The sequence below is a fragment of the uncultured Faecalibacterium sp. genome (assembly GCF_900066275.1).
Classification (GTDB): Bacteria; Bacillota; Clostridia; order Oscillospirales; family Ruminococcaceae; genus Faecalibacterium; species Faecalibacterium taiwanense.
This window is the reverse complement of sequence record NZ_FMFG01000007.1, coordinates 13,925-30,027: the sequence shown is the minus strand read 5'-3', so window position 1 is coordinate 30,027 and position 16,103 is coordinate 13,925. Positions and strand designations below refer to the sequence as shown.

At 58.1% G+C, this 16,103-nt stretch carries 17 protein-coding genes; 3 read left to right on the top strand and 14 right to left on the bottom strand.

From position 1 onward, the window contains the following. Window positions 1-153 precede the first annotated feature (153 nt). Together QZL71_RS04275 and QZL71_RS04270 are read left to right on the top strand one after the other, a co-directional pair. The gene (locus tag QZL71_RS04275) at window positions 154-1,350 is read left to right on the top strand and encodes an acetate/propionate family kinase (RefSeq protein ID WP_097781256.1); all 1,197 of its coding nucleotides are present in this window, start codon (window positions 154-156) and stop codon (window positions 1,348-1,350) included. 308 nt (window positions 1,351-1,658) lie between these two features. After that, window positions 1,659-1,946, top strand: a complete 288-nt coding sequence (locus tag QZL71_RS04270) for a zinc-ribbon domain containing protein (protein ID WP_005921120.1) — start codon at window positions 1,659-1,661, stop codon at window positions 1,944-1,946. 113 nt (window positions 1,947-2,059) lie between these two features. On the opposite strand, the gene QZL71_RS04265 is transcribed toward QZL71_RS04270, so the two are convergent. Further along, complete coding sequence (locus QZL71_RS04265) at window positions 2,060-3,679, bottom strand: phospholipase D-like domain-containing protein (RefSeq protein ID WP_097800858.1); 1,620 nt, start codon at window positions 3,677-3,679, stop codon at window positions 2,060-2,062. 184 nt (window positions 3,680-3,863) lie between these two features. Between QZL71_RS04265 and udk the strand changes: the two genes are divergently transcribed. Beyond that, the gene (udk, locus tag QZL71_RS04260) at window positions 3,864-4,493 is read left to right on the top strand and encodes a uridine kinase (RefSeq protein WP_097781254.1); all 630 of its coding nucleotides are present in this window, start codon (window positions 3,864-3,866) and stop codon (window positions 4,491-4,493) included. Window positions 4,494-4,622: 129 nt separating this feature from the next. Here udk and atpC read toward each other — a convergent pair whose 3' ends face one another. From atpC to QZL71_RS04195, 13 genes are all read right to left on the bottom strand, one after another. After that, window positions 4,623-5,021 (bottom strand): ATP synthase F1 subunit epsilon, encoded by a 399-nt coding sequence (gene atpC, locus QZL71_RS04255; protein ID WP_005938085.1) that lies wholly within the window; start codon window positions 5,019-5,021, stop codon window positions 4,623-4,625. Window positions 5,022-5,024: 3 nt separating this feature from the next. Then, the gene (gene atpD, locus QZL71_RS04250) at window positions 5,025-6,419 is read right to left on the bottom strand and encodes a F0F1 ATP synthase subunit beta (RefSeq protein ID WP_005938088.1); all 1,395 of its coding nucleotides are present in this window, start codon (window positions 6,417-6,419) and stop codon (window positions 5,025-5,027) included. A gap of 26 nt (window positions 6,420-6,445) precedes the next feature. Next, window positions 6,446-7,294 (bottom strand): ATP synthase F1 subunit gamma, encoded by an 849-nt coding sequence (atpG, locus tag QZL71_RS04245; protein ID WP_005938091.1) that lies wholly within the window; start codon window positions 7,292-7,294, stop codon window positions 6,446-6,448. Between the two features lie 17 nt (window positions 7,295-7,311). Beyond that, window positions 7,312-8,832 (bottom strand): F0F1 ATP synthase subunit alpha, encoded by a 1,521-nt coding sequence (gene atpA / locus QZL71_RS04240; protein WP_097774385.1) that lies wholly within the window; start codon window positions 8,830-8,832, stop codon window positions 7,312-7,314. Between the two features lie 51 nt (window positions 8,833-8,883). Next, the gene (gene atpH / locus QZL71_RS04235; protein WP_097774384.1) at window positions 8,884-9,423 is read right to left on the bottom strand and encodes an ATP synthase F1 subunit delta; all 540 of its coding nucleotides are present in this window, start codon (window positions 9,421-9,423) and stop codon (window positions 8,884-8,886) included. Further along, the gene (gene atpF, locus QZL71_RS04230) at window positions 9,420-9,926 is read right to left on the bottom strand and encodes a F0F1 ATP synthase subunit B (protein WP_005938099.1); all 507 of its coding nucleotides are present in this window, start codon (window positions 9,924-9,926) and stop codon (window positions 9,420-9,422) included. Before atpF ends, atpH begins: the two co-directional genes overlap by 4 nt. Before the next feature lie 36 nt (window positions 9,927-9,962). Then, complete coding sequence (atpE, locus tag QZL71_RS04225) at window positions 9,963-10,244, bottom strand: ATP synthase F0 subunit C (RefSeq protein WP_005930278.1); 282 nt, start codon at window positions 10,242-10,244, stop codon at window positions 9,963-9,965. A 53-nt stretch (window positions 10,245-10,297) separates the two neighbouring features. Next, window positions 10,298-11,041, bottom strand: coding sequence for a F0F1 ATP synthase subunit A (locus tag QZL71_RS04220; RefSeq protein WP_294647920.1), 744 nt, complete (start codon window positions 11,039-11,041; stop codon window positions 10,298-10,300). Window positions 11,042-11,044: 3 nt separating this feature from the next. Continuing rightward, a complete protein-coding gene (locus tag QZL71_RS04215) occupies window positions 11,045-11,545 on the bottom strand; it encodes an ATP synthase subunit I (protein ID WP_005938105.1) in 501 nt (166 codons plus the stop codon). 22 nt (window positions 11,546-11,567) lie between these two features. Then, window positions 11,568-11,828 (bottom strand): AtpZ/AtpI family protein, encoded by a 261-nt coding sequence (locus QZL71_RS04210; RefSeq protein ID WP_044953278.1) that lies wholly within the window; start codon window positions 11,826-11,828, stop codon window positions 11,568-11,570. A gap of 317 nt (window positions 11,829-12,145) precedes the next feature. Continuing rightward, window positions 12,146-13,564: a glycogen synthase gene (locus QZL71_RS04205; protein ID WP_249236468.1), complete on the bottom strand. Its 1,419-nt coding sequence runs from the start codon at window positions 13,562-13,564 to the stop codon at window positions 12,146-12,148. 166 nt (window positions 13,565-13,730) lie between these two features. Next, window positions 13,731-14,858: a glucose-1-phosphate adenylyltransferase subunit GlgD gene (gene glgD, locus QZL71_RS04200; RefSeq protein WP_294647918.1), complete on the bottom strand. Its 1,128-nt coding sequence runs from the start codon at window positions 14,856-14,858 to the stop codon at window positions 13,731-13,733. Next, entirely contained in the window at window positions 14,852-16,045 is a 1,194-nt protein-coding gene (locus QZL71_RS04195) for a glucose-1-phosphate adenylyltransferase (RefSeq protein WP_005938116.1), read from the bottom strand. Before QZL71_RS04195 ends, glgD begins: the two co-directional genes overlap by 7 nt. Between the last annotated feature and the right edge of the window lie 58 nt (window positions 16,046-16,103).

The window sequence follows — 16,103 nt, the reverse complement described above, 5'->3', positions numbered from 1 at the left end:
GTACAAAAACCTTGTACACAAGCTTTACCGCTTTGCCCGGGTTGCGGCTTGAAAAGCCGCCCACCCTATTATATAATAAACACAGGAATCTGTAAAATTCTGTCCTCAGGTTTAAAAAGAGGGCAGACCAAAAACATACAGGAGGCAACACAGATGAAAGTTCTGGTTATTAACTGCGGCTCTTCTTCCCTGAAGTATCAGCTGATCGATATGGACGGCGAGAAGGTGCTGTGCAAGGGCCTGTGCGAGCGCATTGGCATGGAAAGCAGCATGATCACCCACGAGGCCAACGGCCACAAGGCCACCACGCCCGCCATCTTCCCCACCCACACCGAGGCTTTTGCCGAGGTCGTGAAGAAGATGACCACCGGCGAAGGCAAGTGCATCAACGACGTCAGCGAGATCGATGCCATCGGTCACCGTGTCGTGCACGGCGGCGAGAAGTTCAAGGAGAGCTGCCTGATCACCGACGAGGTCATCGAGACCATCCGCGAGCTGAGCCCTCTGGCTCCCCTGCACAACCCCGCCGGCATTCTGGGCATCGAGGCCGCACGCAAGGTGTTCGGCAACATCCCCATGGTGGCTGTGTTCGATACCGCTTTCCACAGCACCATGCCTCCGAAGGCTTATATGTACGCCATTCCGTATGAGTACTACGAGAAGTACGGCGTGCGCCGCTACGGCTTCCACGGCACCAGCCACAAGTACGTTGCTCACAAGGCTGCCGAGTATCTGGAAGAGCCCATTGAGCGCCTGAAGCTGATCACCTGCCATCTGGGCAACGGTTCCTCCATTGCCGCTGTGGATCAGGGCAAGGTCGTGGACACCTCCATGGGCATGACCCCGCTGGCCGGCCTGATGATGGGCACCCGCTGCGGCGACCTGGACCCCTCTGTGGTCAACTACCTGAAGTACACCCTGAACATCACCGGCCACGAGCTGGACGAGATCCTGAACAAGAAGTCCGGCCTGCTGGGCATCTCCGGTGTTTCTAGCGACAAGCGTGACGTGGAAGAGGCAGCTGCTGCCGGCAACAAGCGCGCACAGCTGGCTTCCGACATGCTGAACTACCAGATCAAGAAGACCGTTGGCGCTTACATCGCTGCAATGGGCGGCGTGGATGCCATCGTCTTCACCGGCGGCATCGGCGAGCACGACGCGATCGCCCGTGCAAAGGTCTGCCACCACATGGATTGGCTGGGCATCCGCATCGATACCGAGAAGAACAAGCACCCCGTGGGCGATGTGTGCGAGATCACTGCCTGGGGCGCAAAGGTGCGCACTCTGGTCATTGCTACCGACGAGGAGCTGATGATCGCCCGCGACACCAAGGAAGTCCTTGAGAAGTAATCGTTTTCCAAAGGGCTTTGCAGGGGCTGCTGCACGGAATGTGCGGCAGCCCCTTTTTCATCTTCCGGCAGTTATTTTACCCAAATCAGCCCTGTCGGATTGTGCTATCTATACAAATAGCAAGGCGAATGGTTGTTTTTTGGTTGACAAATTTCAAAAAGAACGGTACAATAGAAAAGTCCTCAATTGGAGGACGTCCATTCATTCAAGCCCCTGGTAAGCTTACTGATCAGCGCGATGGTCCCAAAACCAAAGGTATGGTTACAATCCTTCCGTGGGCAAGAACTAACTAAAGAGGAGATACTACTATGTTTGAAGACAAGACTCTGGTCTGCAAGGACTGCGGTAAGGAATTTGTTTGGACTGCTGGTGAGCAGGAGTTCTACGCATCTCGCGGCTTCGAGAATCAGCCCCAGCGCTGCAAGCCCTGCCGTGACGCCCGCAAGAACGGCGGCGCACGCAGCAACAGCGGTGAGCGTCAGATGTTCGATGCTGTCTGCGCAGCTTGCGGCAAGGCTTGCAAGGTCCCCTTCCAGCCCCGTGAGGACCGTCCGGTCTACTGCTCTGACTGCTTCGCTCGCATGAAGCAGAACTAAGCGCTGATTTTTATTTAAATCGGTAACAAAAGGCCCGCTGTCGAAAGGCAGCGGGCCTTTTTGTATTCAGAGCTTCTCCAGTCTGATTACGCAGCCATGACGGAAGGAGTCTTTCACACCAGCGGCGCAATAAACTTGAGCAGGATGCCCGCCAGATGCAGCAGCTTTTTGCCCTGCCAGATACTTTCTCTCGTCTGCTCCACCCTGCGGCACCGGGTGAGCGTATCCTGAAAATCCGCTTCCATGTTGGCAATGCAGTCGGTGCCGCGCATCCAGACCGCGTTTTCAAAGTGATGGTACAGGCTGCGGTAGTCCAGATTGATGGTGCCCGCCACAGCTTCCACGCCGTCGGCGATCACGATCTTCGCATGGGTAAAGCCGGGCTGCCACTCGCTGATCTTCACACCCGAAGAAAGCAGCGCCTTGTAGTGGGTCTTGGCCAGTGCATAAACGAACCACTTATCCGGCTTGCCGGGCAGGATCAGGTGCACATCCACACCGCGCTCTGCCGCAAAGCGCAGGGCCGTTTCCAGCTCGCCGTCTAAAATCAGATACGGCGAGATGATGTGCACATACTTCCGGGCGCGGTTGAGCATATCCATGTACACCATTTCGCCCACCCGCTCACCGTCCAGCGGGCAGTCTCCGTAGGGCACCACAAAGCCCTTGGCGTTTGCTGCCGCCGGGATGGGATCGGACAGGAACTGCTCAAACTCCGGCTGGCACAGGATGCTCCACATCTGCAAAAACAGTGCCGTCATGGAGCGCACGCCTTCGCCTTCCAGCATCAGGGCCGAGTCCTTCCAGCGGCCATACTTTTCTATGTGGTTGATGTACTCATCTGCCAGATTCACGCCGCCGGTAAAGCCCACCTGGCCATCAATGACCAGAATTTTGCGGTGGTCGCGGTAGTTGTAGTGGGTGGAAACAAAGGGCGTGACCGGCGAGAACACCTTGCACTGGATGCCCAGCGCTTCCAGCCGGCTGGGGTAATCCCGCGGCAGGGTGGAAAACTCGCAGGTGCCGTCATACATCACACGCACATCCACCCCTTGCGCCGCCTTGCGGGCCAGCACTTCCAGAATGCGGCCCCACATCAGGCCTTCATCCACGATGAAATATTCCAGAAAGATGTACTTTTTTGCCGTTTCCAGCTGGCGCAGCATTTCATCGAACATAGCTTCGCCGCCGTTGAAGTAGGTGGCCACCGTATCGGCATAGACCGGGAAGCCGCCTCCCTTGCCCCGCAGATACCGTGCCAGCGGCACCGCTTCGGGTGCCTGCTCCTGCAAAAGCTCCACGGTCTGCTCATTCTGCGGCAGCCGGGCACCGGTCTGTCCCTCCAGATCCAGCAGGCGGTGCTTCAGGGCATTGTGGCCCACATCACTTTTGGTGTACCAGAACAGCGGCACGCCCAGCACCGGCATCAGCGCTGTGACCACCAGCCATGTGATGCGCACGCTGTTGTCCATGTCCTGATTGAGCAGATAGACCATCATTGCCGCTGTTACCAGCAGGGTGCCGCCAAAATAATGCGGCAGCAGCCCGCCGAACCACTGCAGCAGGCTGAACAGCGCGAACGCCTGTAAAAGCAGCAGAACCAGCACCAGACCAAAACGGCTGAAAATAGCGTGTACCACGCCCTTCTGTCCCCGTTTGAGCAGGCGGATGCCGCCATCCTCAAACACCCGGACCTTGTCCTTCATATTTTGCTGAAATTGTTTTTTCTGCATGGCATTTTCCCTTATCTCGCACATTTGCAGCCCTGGGGCTGTAAAAATGTGCCGGTTTGTGTTATGATGTACAGGAACAAGCCCGCCCGGCGCTGTGTCCCGGACAGGCAGCTTTGCACCTATTATAATCCATTCCTGCCCTTTTTTCCACCCAAAGCGGCAGGATGATGCAGGAGGGACCCCTATGAATAATCTGATCATTGGCATTGCAGGCGGCTCCGGCAGCGGCAAGACCACCCTTGCCCTGCGGCTGAAGGAGCGTTTTGGCGAGGATGAAGTGCGCCTGATCTCCCACGACAGCTATTACAAGCGCCACGACGAGCTGCCCTTTGAGGAGCGCTGCAAGCTGAACTACGACCACCCGGATGCTTTTGACAACGCTTTGCTGATCTACCATCTGCAGGAGCTGAAGGCAGGCCGCGCCATCGACTGCCCGGTGTACGACTACTCCAACCACAACCGCAGCGACAAGGTGCAGCACATCGAGCCCGCACCGGTGCTGATCGTGGAAGGCATCCTGCCCTTTGTGGAGCCGGAGCTGTGCGCCCTGTTCGACTATAAGATCTATGTGGACACCGACGCCGACGAGCGCATCCTGCGCCGTCTGGTACGGGATGTGAAGGAGCGCGGCCGCAGTCTGGACAGCGTCATCAATCAGTACCTGACCACCGTCAAGCCCATGCACGAGGCTTTTGTGGAACCCAGCAAGCGCAACGCAGACATCATTGTACCCAACGGCGGCGAGAACACCGCTGCGGTGGAGATGCTGGCCCATCACATCCGCAACCTGATCGAGAAGGCCAATATGATGTAACGTTTTTACGATTTAAATGCCCTCCGCATTCGCTCTGGGCATGTTCAGCGGAAATCTTATTTTTAATTTCATCATGCACGCAAAAGGAGCCACCGCACAGTTTGTGCAATGGCTCCTTTTCTTTTTGTTTTAGTGGATAGAGGTGCGCACCAGTGCGCGCTTGAGACGCGCCTGAGCCAGCTCGTAGTCCCGCTTGTCGAGGTTCTTCTGCGCAAGGATCTCCTCCGCGCGCTTCTTGGAAGCCTCGGCGCGGGCCTGATCGATCTCCTCGGCCCACTCCCATGTGGTGGCGACCAGACGCACTTCGCCATCCAGCACGCTCAGCAGCCCGCCCATGCAGGCGGCGCGGCGGCGCTGGCCCTCGGCATCCACGATATGGGCTTCGCCCATGCCCAGCGCGGTGCAGTAATCCCCGTGTTTGGCAAGGATGGCCAGATCGCCGTCAATGGCGCGGCAGACGATGCGCTCGGCCTGCCCGTCAAAGGCGCAGCCGTCCGGCGTGACCACCGTCAGATGAAAGGTCGTCATGGTTTACCCTTTCTTCGCTTTTGCGAACACGTCATCGATGGTGCCCGCGAACAGGAATGCGCTCTCGGGCAGCTCGTCGCACTCGCCGTTCAGGATCATCTTGAAGCCGCGCAGGGTCTCCTTGAGCGGCACATACTGGCCGGGCATACCGGTGAACTGCTCTGCCACGTGGAAGCTCTGGCTCAGGAAGCGCTGCACCTTGCGGGCGCGGCTGACCGTGCGCTTGTCTTCCTCGCTCAGCTCGTCCATGCCCATGATGGCAATGATGTCCTGCAGCTCCTTGTAGCGCTGCAGCACCTTCTGGACGGCGCGGGCGATCTCGTAGTGCTCCTGACCCACGACCTCCGGGCTGAGGATGCGGCTGGTGGAATCCAGCGGGTCCACAGCGGGGTAGATGCCCTGCGAAGCAATGTCACGGCTCAGGACCGTGGTGGCATCCAGATGGGTAAAGGTGGTGGCAGGGGCCGGGTCGGTCAGGTCATCGGCGGGCACGTAGACGGCCTGCACCGAGGTGATAGAACCCTTGCGGGTGGAGGTGATGCGCTCCTGCAGAGCACCCATCTCGGTGGCCAGCGTGGGCTGGTAGCCGACGGCGGAAGGCATACGGCCCAGCAGTGCGGACACCTCAGAACCAGCCTGGGTGAAGCGGAAGATGTTATCAATGAAGAGCAGCACATCCTGATTCTTCACATCGCGGAAATACTCCGCCATGGTCAGGCCGGACAGTGCCACGCGCATACGGGCTCCTGGGGGTTCGTTCATCTGGCCGTAGACCAGCGCAGTCTTGTTGATAACGCCGCTCTCGGTCATTTCACCATACAGGTCGTTGCCCTCACGGGTGCGCTCGCCAACGCCGGTGAACACCGAGTAGCCGTTGTGCTCGGTGGCGATGTTATAGATCAGCTCCTGGATCAGGACCGTCTTGCCGACGCCTGCACCGCCGAACAGACCGATCTTGCCACCCTTTGCGTAGGGGCAGATCAGGTCCACGACCTTGATGCCGGTCTCGAGGATCTCGGTGGTGGACTGCTGCTCCTCGTAGCTGGGAGCAGGGCGGTGGATGGGCCAGTAGGCCTCCGGGGCCGGGGCGGGCTTGTTGTCCACGGGCTCACCCAGCAGGTTGAACACGCGGCCCAGACACTGGTCGCCCACGGGCACTTTGATGGGTTCGCCGGTATCCACGGCTTCGGTGCCGCGCACCAGACCATCGGTGCTGTTCATTGCAATACAGCGCACCACGTTATCGCCGGTGTGCTGTGCCACCTCGACCACCAGCTTTTCGCCGTGGTTGTCGATCTCGATGGCGTTGAGCAGCTCCGGCAGCTGGCCATCCTCAAACTGGATGTCCAGCACCGGGCCGATGACCTGGAGCACCTTGCCGATATGTTTTTCGGACATAGGCTACAACTCCTTTTTGATAGGTTTTAAATCTCCGCGCCGGCCACGATCTCGGTGATCTCCTGCGTGATGGCAGCCTGACGGGCACGGTTATAATACAGGTTCAAATGGTCGATCATCTCACCGGCGTTCTTGGTGGCGGCATCCATGGCAGTGCGGCGGGCTGCCAACTCACTGGCTACGCTCTCGCACACGGCACCGTAGACGATGCCTGCCACATACTCCGGGATGATCGCGCTGAATACTTCCTCGCTGCTGGGCTTGTACAGGATCTGGCTGCGGCGGGCATCCGCCTTCTGCTGCTCGGTAGGTTCGATGGACAGCGGCAGCACCTCCATGGTGGCTGCGGTCTGGGTCATCATGGAATCGAACCGGGTGTAGCAGATCTTTACCGCATCGTACTCGCCCTTGAGATATCCTTCCGTGATCTGGCGGGACAGCTGGAAGCACTCGCCCACCGAGACATCTGCCGCCAGCAGCACCTCCTGCGTGAACAGGGGCACCTCGTGGTGGACGAAATACTCTGCCGAGCGCTTGCCGATGGGCAGCACCAGCACCTCGCCCTCTTCGGCCCCGGCCTGCTTGAGCACGTTGGAATTGTATCCACCGGCAAGGCCGCGGTCGCCTGCAATCACGATGAGCAGGGTGCGCTTCACTTCGTCACGGCGCAGGTAGGGGTTGCGGGCGCGGGGGTCGGCCGCGGCGATTTTGGTCAAAGTCTCATGCAGCGTTTCAAAGTAAGGGCGGCTGTGCTCCACCCGTTCCTTGGCGCGGCGCATTTTGGAGGAAGCCACCAGTTCCATTGCCTTGGTGATCTGCATGGTGCTCTCTACGCTTTTGATGCGCAGCTTGATGTCCTTCATGGAACCAGCCATGCGTTACGCCTCCTTCCTTAGTGCGCCTTGACGAAGCTGTCGGTATAGGCTGTGAGCACGCTCTTAAGCTGCTCCTCAGTGTCCTTATCCAGATTGCCGGTGGTGCGGATGGTCTCCATGACGGCGGCACCCGCAGCATTGTTGTCCAGATATTCGTACAGGCCCTTCTCATACTCGGCCACGTCCGGCACCTTGACCTTCACGAGGTGATCGTGAATGGTCGCATACAGGATGGCCACCTGCTTTTCCACAGGCACGGGAGCGGAGCGGTTCTGCTTGAGCACTTCCACAATGCGCTCGCCCTGTGCAAGGCGGGCCTTGGTGTCGGCATCCAGATCGGAACCGAACTGTGCAAAGCTCTGCAGCTCGCGGTACTGGGAGTAGATCAGCTTCAGGGTACCGGCGACCTTCTTCATGGCCTTGATCTGGGCATTGCCGCCCACGCGGGACACCGAGATGCCGGGGTTGACTGCCGGCATGACACCGGAGTGGAACAGCTCCGTCTCCAGGAAGATCTGACCATCGGTGATGGAAATGACATTCGTGGGGATGTAGGCGGAAACATCGCCCGCCTGCGTCTCGATAATGGGCAGAGCCGTCAGGCTGCCGCCGCCCAGCTCATTGGAGAGCTTGGCCGCGCGTTCCAGCAGACGGGAGTGCAGATAGAACACGTCGCCGGGGTAAGCCTCACGTCCCGGGGGACGGCGGATCAGCAGCGACAGTGCACGGTAGGCCACGGCGTGCTTGGACAGATCGTCGTAGATGATGAGGACGTGCTTGCCCTGATGCATGAAATATTCGCCCATGGCACAGCCGGAGTAGGGTGCGATATACTGCAGGGGCGAAAGCTCGGATGCCGTTGCGGACACCACGATGGTGTAGCCCATAGCACCGGCCTCGGTCAGGCTCTGCACAAGGTTTGCCACGGTAGAGCGCTTCTGACCGATGGCAACGTAAATGCAGATGACGTCCTTGCCCTTCTGGTTGATGATGGTATCGGAGGCGATGGTGGTCTTGCCGGTCTGGCGGTCGCCGATGATCAGCTCGCGCTGGCCGCGGCCAATGGGGATCATGGAGTCGATGGCCTTGATGCCGGTCTGCAGCGGCTCCTTGACCGGCTGACGGTCGATGATGCCGGGAGCACGGCTTTCAATGGCGCGGAACTCGGTGGTCTCGATGGGGCCTGCGCCGTCGATGGGCTGGCCCAGCGCGTTGACCACGCGGCCGATCATGGCTTCGCCCACCGGCACGGACACCACCTTGCCGGTGCGCTTGACAGTGCTGCCTTCCTTGATACCGACGTCGGAGCCCAGCAGAACGATGGAGACGGTGTTCTCCTCCAGATTCTGGGCCATGCCGTATTCGCCGTTATCAAACTGAAGCAGCTCACCTGCCATGCACTTTTCCAGACCACTGGCGCGGGCGATGCCGTCGCCCACCATAATGACCGTGCCGGTCTCGCTCTGCTCAATGGCATTTTCGTAATGCTTGATCTGCGCACGGATGATCTTGGAGATCTCTTCAGGTTTCAGTTGCATCTTTGTTTGTTCACCACTCAATTCTTAAAAATCTTTCGGGTGGAAATTCGATCACAGTGTCACGGAAGCAATATCCCTGCGCAGGGCGGACAGACGGTTCTGCACCGTGCCGTCCAGCTCGGTGCCTTCGATATCCAGCCGGATGCCGCCCAGCACTGCCGGATCGACCTTTGTTTTCAGGTCGATGGTCTTGCCGGTGAGCTTTTCCAGCTTTTCGTGCAGGCTCTTTGCCTGCTGCTCCGTCATTGCCACTGCAGTGGTCGCCGTTGCTTCCAGAATGCCGTGTGCCTGATTGTAGCGCACACGGTAAGCCCGTGCGCAGCCGGACAGCTCCCGCAGGGTGCCCTTCTCGCACAGGATCTTCAAAAAGTTCAGCACATAGAGGTGGACCTGATCCCGCAGTGCTTCATCCAGCAGGCCGCAGCGCTCTCTTTTCGGGATGCTGGGGGTGCTGAGCAGATGCAGGTAGTCCGGGTTTGCCTTAAAAAGCGCCACGGCTTCGTCCAGCTCGCCCAGAATGCGGGCCTCCAGCCCTTCCTCCGCCGCCAGATCGTACAGGCTTCCGCCGTACATCCTTGCAGTCTCGGTCATGATGCTTCACCCACATTTTTGATAAATTCGTCGATCAGATCCTTGTGGTCCTTCTCGCTGATCTCACGCTCCACCACCTTGGAGGCGATCTCCATGGCGATGCCGCCGATCTCGTCCTTGACCTCATTCACGGCCTTCTTGCGCTCCTGCGCAATGTCGGCTTCGGCCTTCTGCTTGAGGGCAGCAGCCTGCGCGCGGGCCTCGCCCACGATCTCTTCGCCGCGGGCGGTGGCCGTCTTCTGCGCATTGGCAACGATCTCGTTGGCCTCGGTGCGGGCATTCTGCAGGTTCTGCTCGTACTCTGCCTTCATGGCTTCGGCTTCGGTGCGCAGCTTGGTGGCATCGGCGATCTGGCTGTCTGCCTTCGCCTTGCGCTCTGCGATCACGTTTTTGACCGGATTCAGCAGGAACTTTTTGAAGATGAACAGCTGGATCATCAGGTTGCAGATCTGGGCCAGAAAGGTCCAGCCGTCCAGCGTGATCAACGCCTGGTACAGTTCCATAAGCGTCTCCTTTCGTTATTTTGTAAAAGGTTCCGCTTATGCCAGGAACTTCATGAACATACCGGGTGCCAGGAAGATCAGCAGCAGGCCGGTGACGAAGCCGTAAATACCGGTGGTCTCGGAAAGTGCAACGCCCAGGATCAGGGTGCTGGTAACGTCGCTCTTGCACTCGGGCTGACGGCCCACAGCTTCACAGGCAGCAGCTGCTGCGTTGCCTTCGCCGATACCGGGGCCGATACCTGCGATCAGTGCGCAGCCTGCGCCGATGCCGCAGCCTGCCAGAGCGATACCACGAGCGAGGTACTGAAAGTCAGTCATAAGATTTGTCCTCCAAAAAAGTTTTTTGTTTTGGGAGATGCCGTTGTGAGGGCTTAGTCCTCACCGGCAGCACGTTTGATGAAAATTGCGGTCAGGGTACAGAAGATGAACGCCTGAATGCAGCCGCCGAACCAGTCGAAATACAGGCCCGTAAAGGCCGGGATGCCGATCTGGAACAGCTGGATCTGGCTCAAGGCACCCGGCAGCCAGCCGAAAATGACGTGGCTCAGGCTTGCCAGCGCCCAGTACAGCAGTGTGGAAATGACCGTACCGGACAAGATGTTGCCAAAGTGACGGAACGCCATACTGACGGGGGTGGAAACCTCCGACAGCACATTGATGGGTGCCATGATGAAGATGGGGTCCAAAAGACCTTTCAGGTAGGAAAGGATGCCGTTGGTCTTGATCTTGTAGTACATGATCAGCACGAACACCACAATGGCCCACGCCGCCTCGGTGTTCAGGTCGGCTGTGGGGCTCCACAGGCCGATGACACTGATGAGGTTGCAGCCGATGCTCAGAGCGAAGATCGCGCCGATGAGCGGGATATACTGATCAAAGTGATAGCCCATGTTGTCGTGCACGAACTGGTCCAGCCGTTCTACGATGAACTCGGCGGCGGCCTGCCGCTTTGAGACATTTTCCAGCTTGAGGTTGCTGCCCAGCCAGATGGCAAGACCCGAAAGCAGCGCCATGACGATCCAGGTACTGACTAAGGTCTGGGAGATCTTGAAATCACCCAGCAGGGGGATGTCCGTATGGATGGTATACAGGATCTTTGCGCCGTTCAGTTCCATTTGTTACGTTTCACCCCCTTCGTCACGGGGTTCAGCTTCCGGCTCCGGTGCGGGTTCGGGGTCGTCCTCCACAGAGACGTCCACCGAAGGCCCGGCCGGTGCAAGAGGCTTGTACTTGCCGGTTATTTGCAGGTAGTAGATCGTAACGCGCGGGAAAAGCAGGGGCAGAACACCGGCAAACGGCTGGAACACCGGTGCCCCGATGGCAACGATGATCCACACCGCCTGCAAAAGCATCCGGACATTGTAGGAAGCCTGCAATGTCGCTTTGCGCCGTTTCTCATCCTGCTCGTCGATGACCTTCTGGCACACGAGGCAGATGCCCGCAAAGTTGCCGATGGCCACGGCCGCGCCGATGAGACTGCCCAGAACAACAGTGTAATCAAATTTCACCCAGCCAACCAGGTGCAGAGCTGCAAAGATCACCCACATGACGGCGGTACAGATGGCCGTGCCGCAGGCGATGCGGGTCAGCTCCTTTTTGGATTCCGGCTGCAGTTTCATAAAGGGAAACCTCCTGTTAAGTTTACTGATGCGAGTTGAACCCCACCCGCTTTGGTTTTTCCTTTTTGGTGCGGTCCATGTGTTCCTTGGCAAAATACCAGAAGTTCTGTGCCCCGGCAGCAAGCCCCAGCAGGATGGCCGGCAGGAACACCCATTCCGGCCAGCTCCAGTTGTTCACCGCCCACCATGCACCGCCCAGACACATGACCAGCGGCAGCAGCATATTCAGGCCCAGCTGGGTCAGCCAGACAAGATCCTCCAGTGCCTTATACCAGCCCTTCAACCTGCGTTTCCTCCCTGTGTGATGTGCCTTTGCAAAAGCCAGATTCTGGATTCTTTGCCAAGGATTTGCAATCAGCAAAAAATCTTATAACGATAGTATAATTCAAACCGATCGTTTTTTCAATCAATTTTCCACTGTTTTCTAGTAAAATTTCATAGTTTGTTTACACTAATGCCGTAACTGTACGCCCTGTATGGAGTTTGTGCGTCTGCGGGCGCATCAATACCAAAAGTTTGATGGATCTGTTGTGCAGAATGCAAAAAAGCCGCCCGGCTCTTTGGGAACCGGGCGGCAGCCGTTATGCAGTTTTCAGGACATTACCAGAGGTTTGCGGTCTCGTTGTACAGGCCCTCATAGCTCTTGGCGGAGACATCCCAGCTGAAATCGCACTCCATGCAGTGATGCACGAGGTTCTTCCAGTTCTCCTTGTCATAGTAAGCATTCTGTGCGTTGCAGCAGGCCACATACAGCTCATGGGCATTATAGCCCGCAAAGGTGAAGCCGTTGCCCTCACCCATGGTGCTGTCGTGGATGGAGTCGCGCAGACCGCCGGTCTCGCGGACGATGGGAGGCGTGCCGTAGCGGCAGGCCACCATCTGTGCCAGACCGCAGGGCTCGCTCTTGGAAGGCATGATAAAGGCATCTGCGCCTGCGTAGATCTCCTGCGACAGGGCCGGCTCGAAGCCGATGTAGGTGCCAACGCGGCCCGGATGGCGTGCGCACAGGTCGGAGAAGAAGTTCTCATACTGGCTCTCGCCGCTGCCCAGAACGACCAGCTCGATGCCGCGGTCCACCAGACCATCGGCGATGCTCTGCACCAGATCAAAGCCCTTCATGCCGACCATGCGGCTGACCATGGCAAAGACGGGGCTGCCATCCTTGTGCAGGCCGAACTTATCCTGCAGGGCTTCCTTGCACTTTGCCTTGCCCTCTTCAAAATTGGTGATGTCGTAGTTGAAGGGGATGTTCTTATCCGTAGCGGGATCGTTGGAATCGGTATCGATGCCGTTCAGGATGCCGCACAGCTTGTACTGCTTCTCGCGCAGCAGAGCGTCCAGACCATAGCTGAACCACGGGTCGAGGATCTCCATGGCATAGGTGGGGCTGACAGTGGTGATCTTATCGGCAGTCTCGAAAGCACCCTTCATGAAGTTTGCGCAGCCATCGTACTCCACGATGTGCTGGTCGCGGCGGCCGATGCCGCAGGTGTCCTCCAGAATGTCGGTGCCGTACTTGCCCTGATAAGCGATATTATGGATGGTGAAGATAGTCTTGATGCGGTTGAACTTATCCAGATGGCGATAGTACAGGTTCAGGTACACCGGCACCAGAGCGGTCTGCCAGTCGTTGCAGTTGATGATATCGGGGGTGAAATCGATGTAGAACAAAGTCTCTAAAACGGCGCGGGAGAAGAAAGCGAAACGCTCGCCGTCATCGTAGAAGCCGTACAGGCCGCGGCGCTTGAAGTAATACTCGTTGTCCAGGAAGTAGTAGGTCACGCCGTTCCGCTCGGTCTTGAACAGGCCGCAGTACTGGCTGCGCCAGCCCACGGGGACGGAATAATTGGTCACGTACTCCAGCGTATCACGGAACTTCAGGTCGCCGTACAGGGGCATAATGACGCGGGCATCCACGCCGTCCTTGACCAGAGCCTTGGGCAGTGCGCCCGCAACGTCGGCCAGGCCACCGGATTTTGCAAAGGGTGCAGCTTCCGAAGCAGCATACAGGATTCTCATAGGATCGCTCCTTTCATATAGTGGGATATTTTCGTTCTCCCCCACCGCCCTTGCAGGCAGCACGAACCATTTTTACAAAAGAGCAGGCGGGGGCACACAGATGCCCCCGCCCCTCTCAAGAGGGGCTACCGGGGAGGAAGCCGCCCCTATGGATAACTCAGTAAAATCAGACGATGTGCTTCTTCTGCACGTACACCGGGAAGCTCTCGGTGCCGGACAGCTTCTTGCCGGCAGTGATCTTCACGTTCTTATCGGTAACAACGCAGTCCAGCTCGGCATTGGCTTCCACAACGGTGTCCTGCATCAGCACGCAGTTCTTGACGACGGCACCCTTCTTGACCTTGACGCCGCGGAACAGCACACAGTTCTCCACCGTGCCCTCGATCACGCAGCCGTCGGCCAGAATGGAGTCGGTCACCTTGCAGCCCGGCACATAGCGGGTGGGGTTGTCGTCGCGGATCTTGGTGTAGACCGGGCTCTTCTTGGGGAACAGCTTTTCCAGATTTTCGTCATCGGTCAGCTTGAGGTTCTCGTCGAAGTAGCTCTTCATGTCACAGACATGTGCCACATAGCCGGTGTACTCCAGAGCGTGGATGTTCAGGATGTTGACATTGTGGGCCAGAATATCGCGCTCGAAGTAGATCAGGCCGCGGGAGGTTGCATCCCGGACCAGCTTGAGCAGGGTCTCGCGCTCCAGAACATAGATGTTCAGGTCAAGGTTCTGCACGCCGGGGCGGTAATCGTTGAACAGCAGCTCGGTCACACGGCCGTCGGCATCAACGGTCAGGGTGTAGTTGTCATTCTTGCGGCCCTCGGGGATCTCGGTCTTCTGGTAAGCAACGGTCACATCGGCACCGCTTGCCTGATGGGCAGCCAGCAGAGCGTTGAAGTCGTAGTTCAGGGCAACGTTGGCATCGCTCATGACCACGTACTTTTCCTTCTGGTTCTCCAGGAAGTTCATGATGGAGCCCAGAGCTTCCACACGGCCGGAATAGATGCGCACGCCCTTCTCAGCGAAAGGCGGCACGATGTTCAGGCCACCGTGACGGCGGGCCATATCCCACTCACGGCCGGTGCCCAGATGATCCATCAGGGAGTGGTAGTTCTTGCGCACCACGATGGAGACATTGGAGATACCGCAGTTTGCCATGCTGGACAGAACAAAGTCCACCATACGGTAGCGGCCCGCGAAGGGGATCGAAGCCATTGCGCGCTCGGTCACCAGCTCGGGGACGGTATTATCATAACTGTTGGGGAAAATAATACCCAACGCATTGGTGTTCTGGCTCAGCATACTTCCATACCCTCCTTGACGGATTCAAAGACTTTGGCACCTTCCTTGACGGTTGCGCCTGCGCCGACGGTCAGGCCGGTGCCCACATGGGCAATGGGGCCATCGCCGCCCACTCGTGCACCTGCACCGACCACAACATCCTCCGCCAGGATGCAGCGCTTGACAACAGCACCAGCCTTGACCACAACGCCGTCCATCAGGACTGCGTCCTCAACGGTAGCGCCCTCTTCCACAACAACGCCTGCGCTCAGCACAGAGTGATGCACATTGCCGTAGATCTTGCAGCCCTCCGTGACGAGGGAATCCTGCACCACAGCGCGGGGGCCGATCTTCTGCGGAGGCAGGACCGGGTTGCGGCTGTAGATCTTCCACTTCTCGTCGAAGATATCGATGCCGGAGTTTTCGGGATCCAGCACTTCCATGTTGGCTTCCCACAGGCTGTCGATCGTGCCCACGTCACGCCAGTAGCCGGCAAAGCGGTAGGCGTACATCTTGCGGCCGTCGCGCAGCAGGGCGGGGATGATGTTCATGCCAAAGTCGTTCTTGGAGTTGGGGTCTGCTTCGTCCTCTTCCAGATACTTCTTCAGCACATCCCAGTTGAAGATGTAAATGCCCATGGAAGCCAGATTGGACTTGGGTACCGGGGGCTTCTCCTGGAACTCGGTGATGCGGTCGTTCTCGTCAGCCACCATCAGGCCGAAGCGGGAGGCTTCCTTCCAGTCCACTTCCATAACAGCCACAGAGAACTCTGCGCCCTTTTCCTTGTGGAAGCGCAGGAAGTCGGCATAGTCCTGCTTGCAGATCTGGTCGCCGGACAGGATGATCACATACTCGGGATCGTAGCTGTCGATGAAGCCGATGTTCTGGTAGATGGCGTTTGCAGTGCCCTTGTACCAGTCGGTGCCCTTTGCCTGCTCGTAGGGCGGCAGGGTGTGCACGCCGCCGTGCAGACGATCCAGATCCCATGGCTGGCCGTTGCCGATGTACTCGTTCAGCTTCTGGGGCTGATACTGGGTCGCGATGCCAACGGTGTCGATGTTGGAGTTCACGCAGTTGGACAGCGGGAAGTCCACGATGCGGTACTTACCGCCGAAGGACACTGCGGGTTTTGCCGTTTTCTGTGTCAGCGCGTACAAGCGCGAGCCACGTCCACCGGCAAGGATCATTGCCACAATTTCTTTTGCCATAGCTTTATTCTCCCCTTTAACATTAACATTTCCGTTGTTCGGAAATGAGCGTCAACAT